This window comes from Paenisporosarcina antarctica, from assembly GCF_004367585.1.
GTDB lineage: Bacteria > Bacillota > Bacilli > Bacillales_A > Planococcaceae > Paenisporosarcina > Paenisporosarcina antarctica.
The window spans coordinates 2,401,997-2,425,247 of the sequence record NZ_CP038015.1 but is presented as its reverse complement, the minus strand read 5'-3'; the positions used below and the strand labels follow the sequence as shown (position 1 = coordinate 2,425,247).

19 protein-coding genes and 1 pseudogene are annotated in these 23,251 nt (G+C 36.2%); 12 read left to right on the top strand and 8 right to left on the bottom strand.

Annotation, left to right across the window (positions count from 1 at the left end; genetic code table 11):
• Positions 1 to 292: 292 nt before the first annotated feature.
• The gene (locus tag E2636_RS11975) at positions 293 to 1,960 is read left to right on the top strand and encodes a glycoside hydrolase family 13 protein (protein WP_134210393.1); all 1,668 of its coding nucleotides are present in this window, start codon (positions 293 to 295) and stop codon (positions 1,958 to 1,960) included.
• Positions 1,961 to 2,396: 436 nt separating this feature from the next.
• Here the strand turns inward: E2636_RS11975 and E2636_RS11970 are convergent, their stop codons facing one another.
• Entirely contained in the window at positions 2,397 to 3,680 is a 1,284-nt protein-coding gene (locus E2636_RS11970) for a glucose-6-phosphate isomerase (RefSeq protein ID WP_134210392.1), read from the bottom strand.
• A gap of 485 nt (positions 3,681 to 4,165) precedes the next feature.
• Between E2636_RS11970 and E2636_RS11965 the strand changes: the two genes are divergently transcribed.
• A complete protein-coding gene (locus tag E2636_RS11965) occupies positions 4,166 to 4,663 on the top strand; it encodes a C40 family peptidase (RefSeq protein WP_134210391.1) in 498 nt (165 codons plus the stop codon).
• A 282-nt stretch (positions 4,664 to 4,945) separates the two neighbouring features.
• On the opposite strand, the gene E2636_RS11960 is transcribed toward E2636_RS11965, so the two are convergent.
• From E2636_RS11960 to E2636_RS19380, 7 genes and pseudogenes are all read right to left on the bottom strand, one after another.
• Positions 4,946 to 5,113 (bottom strand): hypothetical protein, encoded by a 168-nt coding sequence (locus E2636_RS11960; RefSeq protein ID WP_243840627.1) that lies wholly within the window; start codon positions 5,111 to 5,113, stop codon positions 4,946 to 4,948.
• Positions 5,114 to 5,397: 284 nt separating this feature from the next.
• A complete protein-coding gene (locus E2636_RS11955; protein ID WP_134210389.1) occupies positions 5,398 to 5,616 on the bottom strand; it encodes a hypothetical protein in 219 nt (72 codons plus the stop codon).
• 236 nt (positions 5,617 to 5,852) lie between these two features.
• On the bottom strand, positions 5,853 to 6,515 hold the full coding sequence (locus E2636_RS11950) for an HAD family hydrolase (RefSeq protein ID WP_134210388.1): 663 nt from the start codon (positions 6,513 to 6,515) through the stop codon (positions 5,853 to 5,855).
• A 234-nt stretch (positions 6,516 to 6,749) separates the two neighbouring features.
• On the bottom strand, positions 6,750 to 7,703 hold the full coding sequence (locus E2636_RS11945; RefSeq protein ID WP_134210387.1) for an ATP-grasp domain-containing protein: 954 nt from the start codon (positions 7,701 to 7,703) through the stop codon (positions 6,750 to 6,752).
• Between the two features lie 377 nt (positions 7,704 to 8,080).
• Positions 8,081 to 9,703, bottom strand: coding sequence for a thiamine pyrophosphate-binding protein (locus tag E2636_RS11940; protein WP_134210386.1), 1,623 nt, complete (start codon positions 9,701 to 9,703; stop codon positions 8,081 to 8,083).
• Positions 9,700 to 11,973, bottom strand: coding sequence for an EAL domain-containing protein (locus tag E2636_RS11935; RefSeq protein WP_243840626.1), 2,274 nt, complete (start codon positions 11,971 to 11,973; stop codon positions 9,700 to 9,702). The genes E2636_RS11940 and E2636_RS11935 overlap by 4 nt, the downstream gene beginning before the upstream one ends.
• Positions 11,974 to 12,574: 601 nt before the next feature.
• A pseudogene (locus E2636_RS19380) lies at positions 12,575 to 12,788 on the bottom strand (methionine ABC transporter permease); the annotation flags it as partial.
• A 233-nt stretch (positions 12,789 to 13,021) separates the two neighbouring features.
• Here E2636_RS19380 and E2636_RS11925 point away from each other — a divergent pair.
• From E2636_RS11925 to pcp, 10 genes are all read left to right on the top strand, one after another.
• A complete protein-coding gene (locus E2636_RS11925) occupies positions 13,022 to 13,399 on the top strand; it encodes a MerR family transcriptional regulator (protein WP_134210384.1) in 378 nt (125 codons plus the stop codon).
• A gap of 2 nt (positions 13,400 to 13,401) precedes the next feature.
• Positions 13,402 to 14,901 (top strand): class I adenylate-forming enzyme family protein, encoded by a 1,500-nt coding sequence (locus E2636_RS11920; RefSeq protein ID WP_134210383.1) that lies wholly within the window; start codon positions 13,402 to 13,404, stop codon positions 14,899 to 14,901.
• A complete protein-coding gene (locus E2636_RS11915) occupies positions 14,902 to 16,536 on the top strand; it encodes an acyl-CoA dehydrogenase family protein (protein ID WP_134210382.1) in 1,635 nt (544 codons plus the stop codon).
• 165 nt (positions 16,537 to 16,701) lie between these two features.
• Complete coding sequence (locus tag E2636_RS11910) at positions 16,702 to 17,457, top strand: NERD domain-containing protein (protein ID WP_134211798.1); 756 nt, start codon at positions 16,702 to 16,704, stop codon at positions 17,455 to 17,457.
• 147 nt (positions 17,458 to 17,604) lie between these two features.
• Positions 17,605 to 18,132, top strand: coding sequence for a hypothetical protein (locus E2636_RS11905; protein ID WP_134210381.1), 528 nt, complete (start codon positions 17,605 to 17,607; stop codon positions 18,130 to 18,132).
• 141 nt (positions 18,133 to 18,273) lie between these two features.
• A complete protein-coding gene (locus E2636_RS18990; protein WP_017379806.1) occupies positions 18,274 to 18,426 on the top strand; it encodes a hypothetical protein in 153 nt (50 codons plus the stop codon).
• A gap of 498 nt (positions 18,427 to 18,924) precedes the next feature.
• Positions 18,925 to 19,905 carry a TAXI family TRAP transporter solute-binding subunit gene (locus E2636_RS11900; protein ID WP_134210380.1) on the top strand — a complete coding sequence of 327 codons (981 nt, stop codon included), beginning with the start codon at positions 18,925 to 18,927 and terminating at the stop codon, positions 19,903 to 19,905.
• Entirely contained in the window at positions 19,892 to 20,359 is a 468-nt protein-coding gene (locus E2636_RS11895; protein ID WP_243840625.1) for a DUF1850 domain-containing protein, read from the top strand. Before E2636_RS11900 ends, E2636_RS11895 begins: the two co-directional genes overlap by 14 nt.
• 20 nt (positions 20,360 to 20,379) lie before the next feature.
• The gene (locus E2636_RS11890; RefSeq protein WP_134210379.1) at positions 20,380 to 22,383 is read left to right on the top strand and encodes a TRAP transporter permease; all 2,004 of its coding nucleotides are present in this window, start codon (positions 20,380 to 20,382) and stop codon (positions 22,381 to 22,383) included.
• Between the two features lie 173 nt (positions 22,384 to 22,556).
• Complete coding sequence (pcp, locus tag E2636_RS11885) at positions 22,557 to 23,192, top strand: pyroglutamyl-peptidase I (protein WP_134210378.1); 636 nt, start codon at positions 22,557 to 22,559, stop codon at positions 23,190 to 23,192.
• Positions 23,193 to 23,251 lie beyond the last annotated feature (59 nt).

Sequence of the window (23,251 nt, the reverse complement as noted above, 5' to 3'; positions counted from 1 at the left end):
AATAATGGTTAAATTAATTTACTTTTGTGATATGAGAGGGCTCATGATGAAAATGATTAATTTAAGTGCTAAGAGGGCTTAATTTCAACGTTTTCATCATGTATGACATATTTATTGTGTTTTTGTGCAAACGTTTCCACAATCGAGATAATATTAGGTAATCTTATTAAGATTTAGGGGAAAAAATTTAATTAACCCATCACATTTATTAGAACGACAATCACGTCAAGAAAATGTAAATGGACACGTAATTTGTGTTTGTTTAACTTTTAAAAATGAAAGAGGTCGAGCCATGAAACGAAACTGGTGGAAAGAGGCAATTGTCTATCAAGTGTATCCCCGAAGCTTTATGGATTCTAATGGAGACGGCATTGGTGATTTACAAGGCGTCATTTCAAAATTAGATTATTTAAAAGAATTAGGGATTGATGTCATATGGATTTGCCCGATGTACAAATCTCCAAATGATGACAATGGCTATGACATTAGTAATTATCAAGATATTATGGATGAGTTTGGCACGATGGCAGATTTCACGCAGTTACTACAAGAAGTACATGTCCGTGGAATGAAGCTTATTATTGATTTGGTTATTAACCATACAAGTGACGAGCATCAGTGGTTCATCGAATCAAAATCATCAAAGAACAATCCGAAACGTGATTGGTACATTTGGCGTGATGGCAAAAATGGCAAAGAACCAAACAACTGGGAAAGTATTTTTAGTGGACCAGCTTGGCAATATGATGAGTTAACCGAGCAATACTATTTGCACATTTTTTCTCAAAAACAACCGGATTTAAACTGGGAAAATACGGATGTGCGAACAGCGCTTTATGACATGATTAATTGGTGGCTAGATCAAGGTATTGATGGTTTCCGAGTCGATGCAATCAGTCATATAAAAAAAGATGAAAACTTTTCAGATATGCCGAATGAACAAGGATTACCCACTGTACTGGCATGGGATAAATATATGAATGTCAACGGAATTCACCCTTTCTTACAAGAGTTAAAAAAAGAAACATTTGCTAAATATGACATTATGACCGTAGGCGAGGCTAATGGAGTAGGGGTAGATGAAATTGATCTGTGGGTCGGTGAAGAGCATGGTTCATTTAATATGGTCTTCCAATTCGAACATCTCGGTTTGTGGGATGCAGAAAAGAAAACATCTCTCGATATTGTCGCGTTAAAAGAAGTATTATCACGTTGGCAAAAAGGGCTTGAGAATAAGGGATGGAATGCATTATTTATCGAAAATCATGACAAAGCTCGATCCGTATCGACATGGGGAAATGATAAAGAATATTGGTATGAGAGTGCTACAGCAATGGCTTCCATGTATTTCTTCATGCAAGGTACACCGTTCATTTACCAAGGACAAGAAATTGGAATGACCAATGTCAAATTTTCATCGATTGAAGATTACAATGATATTGCTGCTAAAAATTTATATGTGGCAAAGCGCAGTGAAGGTGTCTCGCACGAAGATATAATGGGCATTATTTGGGCTTCAAGTCGAGATAACGCACGCACACCCATGCAGTGGTCGTCTGAAAAAAATGCTGGCTTCTCCAGTGAATTACCTTGGATTGGCGTCAATCCAAACTTTGCAGAGATTAATGTTGAAGATCAGTTAAGGGATAAACATTCGATTTATCATTTTTATAAAAAAATGATTCAATTGAAAAAATCTTATGACGTCTTTACGTATGGTACGTATGATTTATTGCTTCCTTACCATCCAGAAATTTATGCGTATTCACGCACATTAGGTGACGATCAAGTCATTGTTTTGTCGAATTTATCTACAAAAAAGGTAGAGGTTTCACATCTTTCAGATATGCCTTTTGAGTATTCTAGATTGCTACTAGCAAATCGAGAAATTGTAAGTCATGATGCTAAGACGCACTTAGAACTTGCTCCATATGAAACAAGAATTTATCAAATGAAGTAATTTTGTAACAGACCCCTCCGAATCGCAATTTGATAGGAGGGGTCTCATAGAGGAAACTGATGTTACTTCTATTGAGATGTACGTAAAAAGCGACTGTCACTTATTGTGGATGGCACTGAAAAAGTACACTTAGTTTATCAAAGTCACCCAAACTTGATTTACCGAGCTTTGGGTGACTTTTCTTTTTAATCGCACTGTATAAGCCATATTTGCGGTGAATCTCACTCATTATGAACTAAATGAAGGAATCAAAATAAAAAAACACAAGGTAAAGGCGAGATTTCGTTCAGAATTGAACGAAATCTCGCCTTTTTTTCAATCTCACCTACGAATGGATTTTTTAACGCGAGTTTTTCCGTGGCCACCGTAGTGTGCAGTCGCTTTTAAAACTTCAGTTAAAAGTACTATTTGAAAGTGGTTCTTTAAGCATTTGGGGTTAAATAAATCCTGGCTTTTGTAGAATTTTAAAGATATTTGTTTTGTAATCTTCTACACCTGGTTGGTCAAAGGGATTGATTTCCAATAGATAGGCACTATACGCACAAGAGACCATGTAGAAATACAACAAGAAGCCAATATTTTCTTCATTAAGTTCTTTAATGGTAAGCCCTATTTGTGGAACTTCACCAGATAAATGAGCACTTGAAGTCGCTTCATAACAAGCTAAGTTAAATTCATTTAACGTCAAACCACTTAAATAATTCAATTCATCTCCGTTATTTTCTGCAGTGAATACAGAGAGGTCAGTGGCTGTTTCTTCTATAATAAGGAATGATTCAAACAGGATACGTTGTCCATCTTGAATGTATTGTCCAAGAGAATGTAAATCTGTAGAAAACGAAACGGATGCTGGGAATAGACCTTTTTGTTCTTTTCCTTCACTTTCTCCGAATAGTTGCTTCCACCATTCTTGCAAATACGCTAATTTAGGTTCAAATGTAGCTAAAATTTCAATTGAATAGTTTTGATTATATAAATGATTACGAATTACAGCATATTGAATAGCTACGTTTGAGTTCATGTCAAATTTTTTGAATGTTTTTTCTGCAGTAGATGCACCCTTAACTAAGTCGCGAATGGAATGGCCAGCAACAGCTATTGGCAGCAATCCGACAGCTGTTAATACAGAATAGCGTCCACCGATGTCAGCAGGAACTTCAAAACGTTGGTATCCTTTTTCTTTTGACAAACTTAGTAATGAGCCTTTTTCAGCATCTGTTGTGACAATGATACGAGATACAGCTTCTTCACCATAGCGATCTTCCATATATTTTTGTAGGAACCGAAACGCGAGAGCAGGCTCTGTTGTTGTACCAGATTTTGAAATTACATTTACTGTTACCTCTTTATCATTCAGATATTTCATGAGTTTTGCTAAATACTCTCCACTAACATGATGTCCTGCGTATATCACTTCTATTTCAGGTTTTGTATGAAAATGTGGAGTTAATGCTTCGATGACAGCCTTTGAACCTAAATAAGAGCCACCAATGCCGATGACAACAAGTACATCTGAATTTTGACGAATACGGTCTGCCGTCTGTTGAATCTCTTGAAGGAACGTCTCGTTCATACGACTTGCCCAATCATACCAACCTAAATAGTCTGAGCCAAGACCCGTTTTATTCTGCATATTGTTATGAATCACGTTTAGTTTTGCTTCAATTTCTGGGGATATTAATTGTTGATAATCACCAGAGTAAGTTACTTTAATTGTCATGGAATTCTCCTTTAGTTTTAGTTTTTAATTACTGTCTCTATTTTAACAGTTAAAAGGGGAGAGAGGTATCTAGACTATTAGTTAAGTTATTTTCTTATATTCGTTGGTGGATTTCTAAAGTCGATAGAGTATATCTAAATTTCAAATGCCATAGGTAGCTTTCTTAGTAGAGAACAATGGACACTTCTTTAATAATTACGTTGTACATACAATTTATCGTTAATTAGTATAAAGACGATTGAAAAAATTCGTTAATTTATCCTCTACTGCATAAGAATTTTTTCTACCTATTTCCGAGAAATTTATGGGGTATGCTATTTTCTTAGAAATATAACAACTTGTTACATCATGTCTTTATTTTGTCGTAATTCGTAATGAACTTGTAATATAACTGTAAAATAATTTAAATTTTATTCATGGTAATATAAAAATAGTTAATTTAACAGATAACTATAATTATTACCCAAACCGGAGGAATTTATCTTATGAAGCGTCAATCTCAGTTGTTTAAAATCATAACAATGTTAACAATTGCTTTATTTTTAGTAATTGCACCATTTGCTAATCTAGCAGATGCAGCAAATGGAGTTAAATCTACGCAAGTTGCATCAGTTGCAAATAAAGTAATGGGAACAAAATATGTTTATGGCGGTACTTCAACTAAAGGCTTCGATTGTTCAGGATTTGTTGGTTATGTTTATAAAAAAGTTGGAGTTAAATTGCCAAGAACAACTGGTGGTATGTATGCAACTGGCAAGTCAGTTGCGAAGAAAAATCTTAAAGTTGGTGACGTAGTATTTTTCAATACCTCAGGTAGAGGCGTTTCTCATGCAGGAATTTATATTGGTAATGGGAAATTCGCACACTCTTCATCTAGTAAAGGCGTTTCAGTAGCGAAAATTAACGATCCGTACTATTGGGGTTCAAAATATATGGGTGCAAAACGTGTGGCGAAAGTAACTCAGGTAGCAGCTAAAAAATAGATGAACATTTCAAAAACACTTTATCGCATGTATGTGATAAGGTGTTTTTTTAATTTCATTTAAATCAATAGAGATGCTTGAAATTGTCACGATATTTTTAAAGTTTGGAAGAACGATCATGTTGTTGTATTTCATTAATTATATTGTCATCGAAAGGTATCGAAATGGGTATGGCAGGTTAATGATTGAAACTTGATAAGTCGACTGAATCAAATATAATCTAATCGAGAAAGATTGTAGATGACTTCTTCAACTAATTATCCGTTTCTTTAAACGGATAATTTACTTCTGTTTATTTAATATAGAAATTAGTCCTAATAAAAAGACGATACCTATTAGAACATAAACGAAAATAGGTGTTACGTGCCCTATATCAACTTTACTAATTACAAATATTGCTTCAGCAACTCTTGATAAAACAATTACCAATGCTAATGTTAATAAAGACATTCCAACTAAAAGTATTCCTGAATTTTTCATGTTTTCATACCCCCAAGTAATAATTTTTCTTTTCTAATCGTTCTTACATAATCGTTTTCCGTTAGTTGAATAAGAAATATGATTATTTAGTGAACTTAGATAAACTAAGTGTATCACAGGTTTCTATATTTTGTATTTATGTAATAAAATAACAAAAAACACCGCTAAAAGCGATGCTAAAATCATTTCGTTTTAAATTGAGGTTTGGGACTTGATTTCGTGTTTTGCACCTCTCGAGAGAAGTCCTTAAGTATTTAACGCTTCTTTTTGTTGGGTTCAATTGGTTTTGAATCTATTTTATGAACATCATTTCTGAGTAAAAAGAATGCAACGATACCTGATACAATAGACCCGCCAGCTGCGATTATTATTCGTGTATCAAAGGGGACTTGTGAGTGATTTTTATTTAAGATCCACATTGCAAGTATGGCGACGATTAACATGATGGGAATGATGAAGCTAAAGCGTTTCATAATAAGTACTTCCTTTTTTATTTTATTTTACCATAAGTCCTTATCGCTCTCGCATTTCTTTATGTCTAACTCCGTAATCCAGCTCTCAGGCTCCATTTCAGACTCCAAAAATGGTTTAGAGGATTAAATGGGCTTCTCCACTTTTCGTCGTGTCAAGTTGAACAGACCAACAAGCTCTTTCGATTCGCTTCTTCCAGCACCGGTGATGGGCTACCAGACTCTTTTAGCTTTAAGTGCTACCAGAGGATTTCCCATTTTCTTTTTTCTGCGACTGCTCTTAGGCGTGATTCGGGACGGACTGCTACTGGGTTGCCGACGAGCTCAAGTACAGTTATATCTGAAATACTGTCGCCATATGCTGAACTGTTTTTCCAGTCGATATCTAGTCCTTGTAGTGCTTTTTCAATCATTTCATTTTTGCGTTCACCTTGAATATGGTAAATGGCTTTGTTAGTGTCTAATATGCCATTACTCATAGGTATTTCTGTCCCAATTACGTTATGAATTGCTAAGTCACGCGTTACTTCGTTAAGCATAGGCGTGAATGCACCGGATACGAGCAGGACATGATCTCCTTCAATTAGATGCTTTTGTAAGCGATCGACAACTGATTGGTTAAGTTCGTTGCGCATTTCTTTTGACATGTCTTCAAAATATGTTTCTATTTCTTGTTGATGCAAACCTTTTAAGGCATCTAAATAGAGTTGCATCGATTTTGCTTTCATTTTGTTTTCAGGGTATATTTTCATTTTATAGGCAAGATAAGGCTTCATGAGAGCTCGATAAAAAGGTTGATATTTAGTTGAATGGATAGGATGTTTCTTTAGATAATTCATCATCAGTTTATAGGTTTCTTGTGGATACAGTGTTCCGTCAAAGTCAAAAATAGCTACGCGCATTTAGTAATCACTCCTGTTCTGATGTTTTTAGTTTATCACGAATTGATGAGTAGTAACCTAGGTATGCCTATGGGAAGCATACAAAAATATGTGAAACGGTGTACCGGGCACAACTGTGACGTACTTACAGGAGATGTAAATTCATGTTAATGAATTCAACAGCAAAAGAGCGACCGTTTATTCAAGGCCGCTGCATTTTCTTAAAGGGGTATTTATTTCTGTCAATTAACCAAATTAGGCTTTGGTGTAGTTTTTTTCAAGTTCTGCTTTTAAGGCTATTGCTAGTTGCAACATACCATATTTACCGGCTAGTTTTTCGGCATCGGCATTGTAGTTAGTGTTGGTGTTAACGTCGTACGTGTAGAATTCACCATTTGAGTCACGAATGAATTCTATACCGGCTACTTTAATTTGGTTTTGTTTAAGGAATTGCTCATACTTTTCAATGATGGTTTCATTAAAGTTTTCGATGATTTGAAATTTCGGTTGTTCTAAATTTGATTCCGTTTCACCAACGGGACAGAACATGTCGTCAATTTGGCAAGCATCTGCAGGGCATAATTCAAAGCCTTCTGAAGTGTCGACTTTTACTGCATATTGGAATTTACCATTAATGAATTCGCAACGTGTAATGTAGGGTTGTGGTGCTTGGATATACTGTTGAATCAAAGTGATTCCATCGACAGGTTCTTCAAAAGTTGAACCTTCAATATATGTTCGTAAGCTTTCAATTGTGTGAAAGAGTTGAACTCCAAGACCTTTGCCGGCACGGTTGTGTTTGGTAATAAAGGAGGTTTCTCCTAATTCATGCGCAGCTTTAATAATTTGTTCTTTGCCGACAGCAGCAATGGTTTTCGGAGTCTTGATTCCTGAAGCTTCTAATGCAGTGTACTGGAGAACTTTGCTCAGTTCGAGTCTAAGAGCATTGCTACCGTTGAAAATGGTACGGTCATGGTGCTCAAGCCACGCTAATACGGCGGAAGTGAGTTCGGGTGCGTATCGATGATTTCGCGTATGGGAAGAGGCACTCATGCGATTGTAGAAAATTCCTTCAGGTGGAGCCTCAGTAAGATTGACTATACCTTGATCGAGATGCCATTCTTCATAAGGTACCTTTAGTTCTTCAAGTCTTTTTGTTAAATGGACGGTCCATTCACTGTTTTCATGAAGTATATAAACTTTAGTCATATAATTGTCCTCCTATTTTTCTATAATTAATCCTATAGGATAACTAGACTATTGGTCAACTTGCACGAAGTTAGAGGGAAAGGGAAGGTCTTCATTACGCGTGTGAATATCTAGAATTCAAGGTGGTTTATTTCGTATGTATTCAGTTGTGTATATCTAAATTCATTAGTGTTTATCTGAAATTCGCATCCTATATCAACTCTTCGCGTAAAGTCGGGAGAGAGGGGAGGTTGGGTGTTAATGCAAGATGATTACCTGCCTGATAGAAAGGAAGCGATGTGAAAGATTCACATCGCTAGTCTCTGTAATTCTTTAGGTTATGTCATGTGCTTGGCATGCTAAACCATAGTTAATCTATTGATAATCCTGTATGTGAATTAGCCACGTTTTAAAGTGGGTGGAATTTCTTCAGGATCTACCATTATTTCAATGACAGTTGGTCCATTATAGGTCTTTGCAAAGACAAGTGCTTCTTCGATTTGGTGTGCTGTAAAGCAACGGAATGCTGCTGCACCAAGTGATTCTCCAAATAGACTCAAGTTTGCAGGAGCTTCATAAACTGTACCCACTGAGCGTCCCAAGTTGTAGCGCATTCCTTTATCAACCATGTCGAGACGACCATTATTGAAGACGATAAATGGAATTTGTAAGTCATGGCATACGGCAACAGAAATTTCTGAACCATGCATCATCATACAACCGTCCCCTGTTAAGCAGGCAATGTCTTGCTGAGGGTTTGCAAATTTTGCCCCAATTGCGTATCCAATTGCATGACCCATTGTACCAAAAATATCGTCCGAAAAGAATGTACCTGGTTGTTCAATATCAAAATGTTGGATTGCGTAAAAAGTATGACTGCCATCGTCGCCAAACAGAATGGTCTCTGCTGGTAAGTGTTTGCGCATTAAGTTAATTGCAGTAACGGCTGACAGTTTTTCATCAGTTGGAGGAAGAACGTATATTTTATCTTTTTCAACGAATATAGTTGCTGCTGCGGTTTCAAGGAAAGCAGGGTCAAGAATCGCTTGTATATTAACTTTTGCGTCTCCAATGACCGACAAGGTTGGAACTGGTATTGATTTGCCTACAAACGTAGATTCCATGTCAAATTGAATGACTTGTTTTGGATACATAGCTTTTGTAAATCCAGGTAAAGTCATGTCGGTAAGTTTAGTTCCGACGACAATTAATAAATCGACACCATCATTCATATAGTCACTTGCGGCTTGCGTTCCACCTAAACCAAATGGTCCCAAGTAACCTGGATGATCACTGCAAATCGTGCCTTTTCCTCCAGGTGTTGTGATGACTGGCAGATTATATTGAAGCGATAGATTCTTTACTTCATCATAAGCTCGTGAAATATGTACACCTTTCCCAAGGAAAAGGAGAGGTTTTTTTGCTTGTTCAAGTAAGAATTTCACTTCATTCATGTAAGGTGATACGGGAAGTTTTAGGTTCGGTAAAGACAGTGTGAATGGTTCAATTTCTTGCATGAGTACATCTGCAGGAATAGATAAATGAACGGGTCCCTTACGTCCGGTTAATGCATGATCAAGTGCATGTTGAAAGTACATCTCAAATTGGTCACCACGCTCGACTCTCGCACTAAATAGGGTAACGGGTTCGAACATTTTGACCAGATCTGTTCCAAAGATACTAGAATCTTGACCCATTGCGCGCCCCGATTCTTTGACAGATGGATGACCTGTAATGAAAAGGACGGGTAAGTGAAAGGCCTTTGCTTGTCCAGCCGCTGTCAGCAAGTTTGTGCCGCCTGGTCCTGAAGTGCCGATTGCAACCCCGAGTGTATGGTTTTGTCGTGAATAACCACCTGCCATAAAGCCAGCACCAGATTCGTGTCTGCTTAAAACGAACTCAAGATTGCTCTTTTCCATCGCAAGGAGAAGTGGAACGACTGCTTTACCAGGGATTCCGAATGCGTGTGTAACTTGAAATGACTGTAAATGTTGGACAAGTAGTGTAGCGACTGTTTTCATAGTTGAATGACACCTCTAGAAGAATTTAGTATATATTTTCTTTCAATTTCAATTGCAGGTAAAGGTTTACTATAATAGAACCCTTGAATTTCATCACAATTTAAATTGCGTAGAAAGAGAAGTTGTTCCTCATTTTCAACACCTTCCGCAATGACTTTTAGATTAAGGGCGTGAGCGATTGAAATGATTGTGCCTACAATTTTCGCGTCTTTTGGTCCACTAATCATGTCATGAATAAAGCTACGGTCGATTTTCAAGCGGTGAATATGGAAATTCTTTAAATAGTTTAGTGAACTGAAACCTTTACCAAAATCATCAATTGCAATTTGTATTCCGAGTTCACTTAATTCTTCTAAAATTGAGGTAGAGCGAATGACATCCATTGTCATGGATTCTGTGATTTCAAGTTCCAAGCAATTCGGTGTAAGTCCAGTATCCAGCAATACTTGTTTTACTTTATCAACGAGACGTTGTTTTAAAAATTCTTGTGGAGATAAATTGATGGAAATTTTAAGTGATGTCAACCCTTGGTCATGCCAAGTTTTCATTTGCCTACAACCTTGAGAAAGGACCCATTCACCTAAAATGACCATTAAACCCATTTCTTCAGCAATGGGAATGAAATCTGATGGTGGAATAAGACCAAGTTGCGGATGATTCCACCGTAGTAAAGCTTCCATTCCAATAATTTGATTGGTTTGTAAATCGATTTGTGGTTGATAATGAAGCACAAGGTCATCGTTTTTAATAGCTAATTCGAGCTCCGTTTCAAGAGTCAGCTTTTTCATCGACTCTTCATTCATGTCTGAATTGTAGAAACAATAGCCGTTTTTACCTCGTTCTTTTGCGCGATACATGGCATTATCAGCATGTGAGAAAAGAGTAGTAACATCTGAACTGTCATTCGGGTAAATGGCGATGCCGATACTCGTGCTTATATGAAATTCAAGACCTTGAATGACAAAAGGTTTACGAACAATTTCAATAATGTCATCAGCAATATTTTTTAGGTCATCGAATGTTTGGCTCGCACTTAAGACAATTGTAAATTCGTCACCTCCCATACGAAATAGCTTGCCTTTATTAAGTAAATAGTCATTTAATCGTTGTGCAATTTCCACAAGTAACGTATCACCTTTTGAGTGACCAAGTGTATCGTTTATTAACTTAAAGCGATCGAGGTCTAGCAAGAAAACTGCCAGCATATTTTCATGTGATTGTGATGATTCGAGAATACTATTTACATACATTTGGAAATAGCGTCTGTTGGGAAGCCCGGTTAGTTCATCATGATGCGCGTGATGTTTCATAAGAAGTTGGTTTTCATAGCGTTCTGTGATGTCACGGAAGCTACCTACTGTTCCAATAAAATGTTTATTCTCACTGTAAATCGGTCTACCATCGAACAAACAAATGGTTTCTTTTGAGGAATCGATATTATTGAATATAACTTCTAAATCAGAGAATCTATCTTTTGTTTGAATTATTTTTTTTATCCAATCACCGATAATTGCTAAATCTTGAACGGGTTGATTGAGAACGTTTTTTCGTTTTAAACCAGTCAATTTTTCAGCATATGGATTAAATTCCATTATGCGTCCAACTTGATCTGTTAAAATCATGGCAGTTTGCGCTGATTCAGTTACCATTTGGTTTAATACATTCAAGTCTTTATTTTGTTCTCGCAGTTGGATTTCACGTTCAATACTATTACCAACAATAGAAAGTAATGAAAGTAGCAATGGATCTTGGAAGTTTAAAGCAGTCATGATTGAAACTGTCCCAAATGTTCCATCGGTACGATGATTTTTAAATGGTACAGAATAACAAGCGGATTGACTAAGAAATTCATGATAATGTTGAGGCCCAATTACTTCAACTGGTTTGTTATGGTCGAGTGCTAGACTAATACAGTTCGTTCCATTGTAACTCTCTGTAAATTGCACGCCGGTTCTAAACCCAAACTGTTTAATGACATCTTTAATCGTACTGTCTCCTTCGATATACGTAACAATGCCTTGATTATCGGTCACCACGATTAGAAGGGGGGTTCCTTTCACCATATTTAAAAATTCAGGAATAAAAAATTCAACAACTTTTAATGTTTCAAGAGTTTCTCGTTGAATATGTTGCAGTTGCTCTTGGCTAATTTGAATAGATTCTGGAACAATTGTTGGGTCTAATCCTAATGATCTACATCTTTGGTTTGATTCTTCAATAAGTCTTAAATTTTCTTGGTATGAGTCAATGTTAGTTGGCAACTGTATCACCTCTCTATACTTATTTTTTTATGTAATTTCGAGTGTATTAGACGATAAACTGCAAGATTCACCAAATTCCTATAAAAATATCTACTATAATTATAGTCCAAAAGGAGGGAATTCACCTGTCTTATTCTGGATAAAGACAAAATGTTTTTAAAAAAACTTTTAATTTATGTAATTATTATAATAAATAGCATATACTTTCCATTTTAGTTGTACCCAGACTAAATTGTTTGGGAAATATTGAGTGTATTCTTGATTTTTATCGTGAGCTAATGCTAAGTCGGAAAAATTGTGCACAAGTTGGAATAGAGAAATACTGGAATTTGTAACGAAGGATGTAGCCAAAATCCAAATATGGTTTTAAAGTATGTAAAAAGGCAATCGAAATGGTATTTTCGGTCGCCTTTTTTCTATAGAGATGTTTGTACTAATAACAAATAAAGTGTCCGTTATAGACGCTTTGATTATTTCCAAAAGTCTTTGTAGTTTAATAGTTCTTCTAGTGAGACGAATGTTGGAATTGAACGTAATCGTTAAATGTCACAAGTATTATATCCGAATATTGGTATTTTTCAATGCCTACGATGTAATCCTATGTACGGAAGGCTAGAATTAGTGAGCTTAATTCTTCTGGTAATAAAAAATTTGAAGTTGATTTGAGGAACTGTTGCACCGATAGATTGAGAGACTTCAATAATTTCTTTATCCGACTTCCAGTAGTGAATTTTCGACGAGTCGAGCAAGGTATGGTGCTGCATAAAAGACGAGTGGTACGATTGCTGCCCTGTCCCAATAGCTGATCCAACAATTAATCTAGTCGCAATCTCACTTCTTTTCTCATCACTTATCATCACACGAAAAGGACATATCCTAGACAACAAACGGATTTAAATATCTTAAATCCCATTTCCAAATAAAGTGTTTTTTAACAACGCTTCTTCTTCTATAGAAAGAGCAGATAATTTTTCAATTAATTCAAATATTAGTTTGCAGTTAACGTTAACGTAAATGATAAAATAAATTAAAATATGCGAGTTGAGGAGGAGTTAGTGTGAAGAGTATTGCCGATGTGGCGAGAGAGTTTGGGGTGACTACTAGAACGATTCGTTATTATGAGGAGCTTGGTTTGTTAATCCCTAAGCGAACAGAAAGCAATATTCGTGTCTTTAGACCATCTGATTGTGCAAAGATAAAGTTAATTGTTCGTGGCAAGCAATATGGATTTAATTTGGAGGAAATCAAAGAAATGGTATTGTTATTTGATCAAGATCGAACGGGTGTAAGACAGCTAGAGCGAACTATTGAATACGGAAATAAACGGTTGGCTGAAATTGATGTTAAGATTCACGATTTACAAGAGATGAAGTCAGAAATAGAATTGCTGCATCATCAGTTTTCGAAAAAACTAGTAAACATAAAGGGGAATTGACAATGAATTTATCTGTTATATTGGAGCGAAATGCACGAAAATTTCCGACTGTAGAGGCGGTCATAGGAATGGGAAAACGATTGACTTATGAAGAGTTGGATCGACAAGTGGAGGGTATGGCACATGGTTTGATGTCAAAAGGGATTACCGCTGGGGATAAAGTGGTTCTTTTTATGCCAAATGTTCCTGAATTTGTGGTGACATATTTTGCAGTACATCGTTTAGGTGGTGTAATTGTTCCAATCAATGCGAAGTCTACATTATCTGAAATTGAGTATATTTTAGATCATTCAGATGCGAAGGCGTTGGTTGTGCATGAGTTGTTATTTGCTATGGTGAAACCGTTACAATCTAATCTAGTGTTGATAAAGACGTCAGAACAATTTGGAAAATGGGATTCATTTGAAAAATTACTTGAAATGAAGGTGAGTTTCAAGCTGCAATGTACATCAAAAGATGATGATCCTTCCACCATTTTGTATACATCCGGAACAACGGGACAACCAAAAGGGGTATTGTTTAGCCATCGAAATGTGTTAACAGTTGCTCAAATGATTTGTATTGAATTGGAAGTAAAGCCTGAGAGTCGTTTGTTGGTTATGATGCCACTAAGTCATTCAGCACCTCTTCATTTATTCTTGCTCGCAGGGATGATTGTCGGAGCGACGCATGTCCTAACTCCAACATTCACGCCAGAATTACTATTAAAAACGGTTGAATTAGAGCGTACGACTCATTTCTTTGGTGCGCCTGTTGCCTATATGTTAACGGCAAAAGAACCAGCTATTGCACAAACAGATTTGTCATCGATGAAGTGGTGGGTCTATGGAGGAGCACCACTTTCAAAAGGCGAAGTTGAATTTCTTCAGAGTTCTTTTCATACTGAAAATTTCGTCTGTGTATACGGGTTAACGGAAGCTGGTCCTAGTGGATCGTTGTTACTAGGAAACGAACACGCAAAAAAGGCAGGGAGTATTGGAAAAAGGGCTGCTCTGTTTACTGAACTTCGTATCGTTAACGGTAATGGAGATGATGTGGCAATTGGAGAAGTCGGGGAAATTTATTTGCAAGGTGAAGGTACGATGCTTGGATATTACAAAAATGAAGAGGCAACTTTGGCTACGTTTGATGGAAGTTGGTTAAAAACTGGAGATTTAGCAAGATTTGATGAAGATGGCTACATTTTTATAGTTGATAGAAAGAAAGACTTAATTATTTCTGGTGGTGTTAATGTGTACCCGAAAGAAATTGAGGATGTCTTGCTATCGCATACAGCTGTGAATGAAGTTGCTGTGGTTGGCATACCACACCCTGTATGGGGAGAGACGGTAAAAGCATACTTTTCAGGTACGAGAGAAGTGTCTATTTCGGATTTGACAGCATTTGCACAAGAAAAGTTATCTTCTTATAAAGTGCCAAAATTGTTCGAGCAAGTCGATGCTCTTCCACGAAATGCATCAGGAAAGATTTTAAAACAACCGCTGAGAGAGAGAGGGGAGTAAATGAATCCACGTAATTTTTACACGACAGATACAACGCTTCATGAGATTTTACGAAATGGGCTACAACCTGATATGTTTTCATATGCCCATAAATCACTAACAAACTTTGGTGCAGTTGTGGCAAATGAAATTGATGAGCGTGCGAGACATACGGATCGTGAAGGTGAACCGCGTTTAGTGAAATTTGATCGCTATGGGGAAAACGTTTCAGAAGTATGGGTCAATGAAGGATATAAAAAAACGGTGAAGGAAACGTATGAAACTGGGATTGTTGGCTATGTACATAAAGAAATTCCTGAAGTGGGTCGTAAGGGGAACTACTTGTACAGTTTTGCTCAAGGTTATGTATTGTCTCAATCCGAAGCGGGGTTTTATTGTCCGGTAACGTTAACGATGGCGACGGCTTTTTTACTGGAACAATATGCAAATGATGAGTTAAAATCACGGTTTTTGCCGCATGTTACCGCAACTGGAGACGATGACTTGTTTGAAGGTGCTACATTCCTCACTGAGCGTCAAGGTGGCTCTGATGTTGGCGCAAACGTTGTGAAAGCTGTAAGTGATGGAGAGCATTTTAAATTATTTGGTGAGAAATACTTTGCTTCGAATGTGGGAATGGCTGGTGTAGCAATGGTACTTGCCAGAATTGAAGGTGCCCCAGAAGGTTCAAGAGGGTTGACACTTTTTGCAGTGCCTTGGCGTCGTGAAGATGGTTCTTTAAACGGGGTTTCTATTCGTAGATTGAAAGATAAGTTAGGTGTTCGGGCAGTACCTAGTGGAGAAATAGAGTTCGAAGGGGCCATTGCATATGTCGTTGGGGACAAAGCGAATGGATTAAAATATATGATGGAAGCGCTAAATTTATCACGCATTTGTAATGCCGTTGCATCTCTTGGAATTATGAGACGTGCTTTAAATGAGGCTTCCGATTATGCACATCAAAGAGATGCATTCGGTCATAAACTTATAGCTTTTCCAATGGTGCAAGATACGTTAGGAAAATTAACTGCAAAAATGGAAGTTGAACTTGCAACTGTCTTTGATTTAATTACGTTATATGACCGTGTGGCTACCAAAGAAGTAAGTGAAGAAGAACTAATATTGAACCGATTATTTATTGCGATCATGAAAAAAGAATCAGCTGAACAAGCAATACATTTTTCCCATGAAGCTATTGAAATGCATGGAGGAAATGGTTACATCGAAGATTTTGTGACTCCACGATTGCTAAGAGACGCGCAAGTTTTAACAGTGTGGGAAGGTACTGCAAACATATTAGGTTTAGAGTTTGTAAGATTAGTAAGAAAATTCAATGCACATACGTTATTTATATCAACAATGAAATTACGAATCGAAAAAATATCAAAGAGTTCTTTAAAACCAATAGTTGCAAAAGTGTTGGATGAATTACAAATTGACCTAAATATATTTGCTTCTTTAGAAGAAGACATGCAGAAGTTTGAAGCCAAAGCTATGACTCAGCGGATGGCCGTAGTTTACGAAAGTGTTATAGCGCTTGAAATGGCTGAGGTATCTGGAGAACACTTGGCTCTTTTATGTGATATTTACTTGGAAATGACCTGGGGTTTGCGAAAAATTGGGGAACCGATGAAAACTTGTCAATTATTTAAGTAAATATATTAAAATATTCACTTTATATTCTAAAGTAAAATAATAGGTATAGGTAGACTACAATAATATCAAATTAATGGAAGTAAAGATTAGTTATAATTGTGAAATAACTAAAAGTAGGCTACCACAAATTCCCTTTTTGTGAGAGAATTAGTTCACATAATAAAGATGGGGGTGCCTATAGCGATGCTATTTCCAATATTATTAATTTTACTTATCATTGTATCGGCTGTATTGAAATCTCCAAAAGTGAAAGGTTTTTTGGGGGAATTAAGTGTAAGAATTATATTAAAGAAGTTGAAAAAAGAAGAGTTTGAAGTTCTTCATAACATTATGTTGGAGAAAGATGGGAATACTACTCAAATTGATCATGTAATCATAGGACGGACAGGAATATTTGTTGTGGAAACAAAGAACTATAAAGGATGGATTTTTGGTTCAGAACATAGCAAGTTTTGGACGCAAACCATATTTAAGAGTAAATACAGGTTTCAAAATCCAATTCACCAAAATTATGGTCACATCAAGTTTTTGGAACATCATCTCCAAGATTATTTTGGACCATTCTTTTCAATTGTTGCGTTTAGTAAGAGAGGAACGCTTAAGAAAATTGATATTATATCTGAGGATATCCATGTGGTACATTCACAACAATTGCCGAGGATAATAAACTCGAAAACAGTAGTGGGCATGTCAACTGATTCAGTTCATAGAGTGGCTGAAATGATTCGAAAAGCAAATTGTATGAATAAAGATATAGCCAAAAAACATGTTCAAACGATCAAACAAGAGCGAAAAATTAGAGATGCCAAACTAGAGCGAAACATGTGTCCTAAATGTAATAATGAACTAATTGAGAAATCGGGAAAGACCGGAAAGTTTACGAGTTGTAGTCAATATCCAAAATGTAGGTATACCATTTAAAGAATGGTATACCTTTTTAATTGCATGAAAACACAATGTTTAATTTGAATATTGTGAACAATTACATTACACTATATATAAAAGACTATTAAATTTTAATGTGAATAGGCATAAAGACACAAAAATGGAGTAAGGGGAGTTTAAAGAATGGTAAAATCAATTTCACAAATTAAAATAAATAGTGATGAATTTAATTGGAAAAATAATGAAGGTTTATTGACCTTCAATGATGAGCCTTCTATCATTATGTGGAATAAAACTCTTGAAATCTTAATAAAGACATTAGATGAAGTTGCAGGTATAGAGAAAAGTAATGAGGTTCTTGAAATCTTTGGTTATCGTTTGGGCTATTTGGTCAGCCAATCCTATGCAGGGCGAAGTGATTTAGAAAATATTTTAATTGAATTCAGCGACTTTCACCGCAATGCAGGGTGGGGAAATGTTAAAATAACCATGTTTTCTAAACAAGAAAAACGAATTGTGATTGAATTATACAATAGTTGGGAAGACCATGTATTTAAGTCGATTAATAAAGAACAAAAATGCATCATCTTACCAAGTTTTTGGGTAGCTTTTATGAGTAATTTGATGAAAGAAAATATGAGTTATTCAATATCGGAGATTACTAAAAATGGAATCGAATTTAATGAACTTCAAATTTTCGTGAAAGACTAGATTTTTTTGACAACGGAATAAGCTGAGTAATTGTCTATAGCACTATTCACCAATATAATTATTTAATCTTTTTGTTATAAGTTTGTTCATTTGGGAAAGAACAACAAAGACATGAATTTAATATGGAGAGGTGGATGTAAAATGAATGAAACACATGATGAAAAGCAACCTAAGAACCAACCTGTAAATGCTCAAATTCAACAACCAGAAAAGTTAAGCAAGGAAGAAAAAGAAATTCTTCAAGTACGTGATGGTCAACATAATCATAATGTAGATGAACGAGGCGGATTTTAGTTGCTAGTCATAAATAGAGAGGAAAACCACTACTCCTAATGGGGTTGTGGTTTTTTATTTAATTGATAAAAGTCAAAAGTCATACATACCATGTTAGATAATTAATATTGGAAAAATAAGTAAGTAAAAATTATCACATTGTGTGGAAGGTTTTTTCTTTTTTCTAGAGTCCCAAGAGATCTATCTTGCATTCACGGGTATATATCTCGATTTCATAAATATTTATTTAGTATTCACGTAATAAACACAATTTGAACGTGCAAGAATTTTGTCATTTGCAGTGGATGATATGTATTTAGGGGGGATTTGTAATATGGATACAATTACCTTTTCCTTTAATTGGTTCTTAATGTATGAATTACTCTACTTTAAGTATATTTTCTGTTTATTTAATACGTATTAGTAAGCCTTTTCATTTTAACAGCCAAAATGTTTCGATAATTATGTATAATTAGACTTGTTGAAATTTTTATATACGGAAAAGGGAGGAAATTATAAATGAAAACAAAATTAGTAAAAGGCTTAGCGACTGTACTACTTGCAAGTTTAGTTTTAGCAGCATGTGGTGCAGATGAGGGTGAAAAAACTTCGGAGGGTGAAGGTTCTGAAGGTCTAGATTCGAATTTAGTAACGATTGCAACTGGAGGAGCTTCGGGTCCATATAACATTATTGGAACAGCTTTAGGAGAATTATACTCAAGTGAGTTAGGAGTTAACTCAAAAACACAAACAACTGGTGCGTCTGTAGAAAATATTAATTTGATCAAGCAAGAGAAAATTGAAATGGCATTTGTTATGAGTGACGTATTAAGTGAAGCGGTTGAAGGTGTAGGAAACTTTGATGAAAAAGTTGGAAATGTTTCTCAAATTGCATCCCTTTATCCAAACTACGTTCAAATTGTGACATCTAAAAAAACAGGCATTAACTCGTTTGAGGATTTAAAAGGTAAGCGTATTGCAGTTGGTGCGCAAAACTCAGGTGTTGAAGTAAATGCACGTAATTTACTAGAAGGCCACGGAATTACATATGACGATGTCGAAGTAGATTACTTAGGGTATGCAGAAGCAGCGGATGCTTTGAAATCTGGTAAAATAGATGCAGCATTCTTAACAAGCGGTATACCAAATGCTTCACTTATGGAGCTTGAACAAGGTTTAGATATGATGCTAGTACCTGTAGATCCTGAGAAAATCAAGGAAATTGCACAAGATCAAACGTATTTCGTAGCTCTTGATATTCCTACAGGAACTTACGGAAATGAAGAAGCCATTCCAACAGCAGCAATTATGAATGCATTAGTTGTACGTTCTGATATGAGTGATGATGATGTGTATAAACTAACTAAATCGTTCTTTGAAGGTCTTGAAGGTTTAACAAATGCCCATCAAGCAGCTGCAGATATTTCATTAGAAGCAGCGCAAGAAGGCATGGTAGCGCCAGTACATCCGGGTGCACAAAGGTACTATGACGAACAATAAAAGGAAACTGAGGGGTCCATTTTTATTGGTGCTCCTCTTCTTTTTATTACTATTTGTAGTATTCCCACTACGATTTGTTCAGATTACACTCCCTAATTCCACGCTCTTTATTTATGAAAAGACCTTTGATGTTCAGTGGATTCATTCGGTTGAAAAAGAAGAATGGATCGAATCATATAGAGTTAATAGTGACAAATTCATATTAACTAGTACAGCTTTTAAAACATTTGGTGCTGGTGTTCCAAGTGATGGATTAGTAGAAATACGAGACGATGGTTATGTTCACATGACCATTAATCGGGAAATGGACGACATTTTACTCGTGGTTTCGGATTTAGTGAAAACAACTATTTATTTTGATACTAAAGAAATTCTTTTATATGAACTTGTCGATGATTACGAAGAAGTTCTTCTGGAGAGTAAATTGCTCCCTTGGTGGAATATTTTAAAATGAAAGATTAAGAGGTGTTCGGCATGGGTTTAGAACCAAAAGCATCAATTACAGCTGATCCGGCTATAGATGGACAAAAAGTTTTAGAGAAATTTGACCGTGAATCTGTTGTACGTCAAATCACGAATAAACGTATTACGTGGTTTATTACTGCGGTGGCTATTGCTTATTCACTTTTCCATTTGTACATTACATATAATCCAATGCCTGAACTACAAGCTCGTTCCATTCATGTGGCCATTGGAATTGCACTCGTATTCTTAATTTATCCTGCTCATAAAAAGCAAGATAGGACCAAAGTAGCTTGGTATGACTGGATATTATTTGCAGCATCCATCGCTTCAACAGTCTATTTATTGAAAGAGTACACGGCAATTATGACCACACGTGGTGGTATTCCAAATACAACCGATATTGTCATGTCTATCATTACAGTTATTCTAGTGCTCGAAGCAGCTAGACGGATTACTGGGCTCATTCTCCCTGTACTCGCATTAGTGTTCTTGGGTTACACATTCGTCAGTCATTTAAGTTGGATGCCTTCACGCTTAATGACTCGTCAATATGATTTAGCTGATATTTTTGGGCAAATGTATTTGAAAACGGAAGGATTATTTTCAAGTGCAATCGGTGCTTCCGTTACATTCATTTTCCTTTTCATTTTGTTCGGAGCATTCTTGTCCAAATCTGGAATGGGTCAATTATTTAATGATTTATCATTAGCGTTAGCGGGTGCTCAAAGAGGAGGACCTGCTAAGGTTGCCGTAATTTCTAGCGGATTTATGGGTAGTATTAACGGGGCAGCAGTAGCCAATGTTGTAGGTACTGGAGCTTTTACCATTCCATTAATGAAGAAAATTGGGTACTCGAAAAACTTTGCTGGAGCTGTTGAAGCAAGTGCTTCTATCGGCGGACAAATATTGCCTCCAATTATGGGTGCTAGTGCGTTCATTATGGCTGAAACCACAGGTGTTAGCTATGGCTCTATTGCTTTAGCGGCATTGTTACCAGCATTGCTTTATTTCTTAGGTGTTATTGCACAGGTGCATTATCGAGCGGGACGTGATAATTTACAAGGTGTGCCAAAAGCTGATTTACCTAAAGTAAAAGAAGTATTAAAAGCACGAGGGCACTTATTGTTACCGATTTTTGGACTGGTGTACTTCTTGTATATATCAATGCCAATCGGGTATGCCGCGTTTTATACCATTCTATTAACGATTCTTGTTAGTATGATTAGAAAAGAAACGCGTATGTATCCACGCGATATATTAGATGCATTAGCTGACGGTGCAAGACAATCGCTCTCTGTAATGACTGCTTGTGCGGTTGTTGGGATCATCATCGGAGTCGTTACTTTAACAAGTTTTGGAACGGTGATGACTTCATCTATTACAAGCTTAGGCGCAGGTTCTCTATTCTTAACGTTATTCTTCACGATGATAGCTTCAATGATTTTAGGAATGGGTTTACCTTCAATTCCTGCATACATCATTACAGCAACCATGGCAGCACCAGCCTTAGCTGCTTTTGATATTCCAATATTAGTTGCTCATTTGTTTGTTTTCTACTTTGGTATTTTCGCGAATATTACACCACCAGTCGCGTTAGCTGCATTTGCGGGAGCTGGAATATCAGGTGGAGATCCGATGAAAACTGGCTTCCAGGCGTTGAAATTGTCTATAGCTGGCTTTATCATTCCCTATTTATTTGTTTATAATCCGGCCATGTTGATGATTGATACTACTGGAGTTGCAACAAATGCTAAAGAGTTCCCCTTGCCTGAAGTTAGTGCAATTATATTGATTGTCCTTACATCAATTATTGGGATATTAGCACTAAGTGCCGCTGTAGAAGGGTATTTTAAAAAGGAAATAAACATCATATCAAGATTAGTATTAGGTGTAAGTGCAATATTACTTATATTCCCAGAAGGTTCTACGGATATCATTGATTTTATTGGAGTAGCTATAATGATTACCCTGAACGTATTGAGCGCTAGAAAACAACAAAGTTTATCTGTATAAATGTATTGAAAAAGCTGAACAACGAACCAGTTGTTCAGCTTATTTTTTAAACGTTTTTAGGGACCTTCCAGCTGGCTCGAAAATGAACTTTGTCTTCACCTCCAAGTTATTTACACATCAAGATAAATTAAATTACTACGTTACAATGGACTGATAAAGGTGAGGTGAATTTGATGAAAACTTTATTATTGACAGGTTTTGAACCATTCTTGTCTTTCACAGTAAATCCAACGATGAAAATAGTGGAAGAATTAAATGGACAATATATTGGAGACTATCAAATTGTAGGTAATACGATGTCGGTAGATTTTAAGTCTTCAGCTAGTCAATTAATTGATTTGATAAAAGATATAAAGCCTGATGCAGTTATTTCACTTGGACTCGCAGGAGGTCGTAATAAAATCACACCCGAACGAATTGCGATAAATGTTAAAGATGGTGCAGCGGATAATGAAGGGAATACCCCTGTGGACGAAGTGATTCAACAAGAAGGACCTGCGGGGTACTTATCGACACTACCTATACGATCAATGGTTGAGAAATTAATAGAGTTAGGTTATCCTGCTTCAATTTCAAATACTGCAGGCACTTATTTATGCAATAACGTGATGTATGAAGGACTTCATTACACAGCTACAAATAAACTAAGGGTACCAAGTGGTTTCATTCATATTCCAGCTTCTCATGAACTTGCCATTCAACACGGAAATATACCAAGTTGGTCATATGAAGATTTAAAGCAAGGTATTATGACTTGTATTTCAGTTTTATCAGAAAGTGAAAGGGAGTTACCCTTAAATTGTGAATAACACTCTTGATTTTAGTTTTTCAGGAACACCAAAAATAAGATTATCCATAGATACAGGAA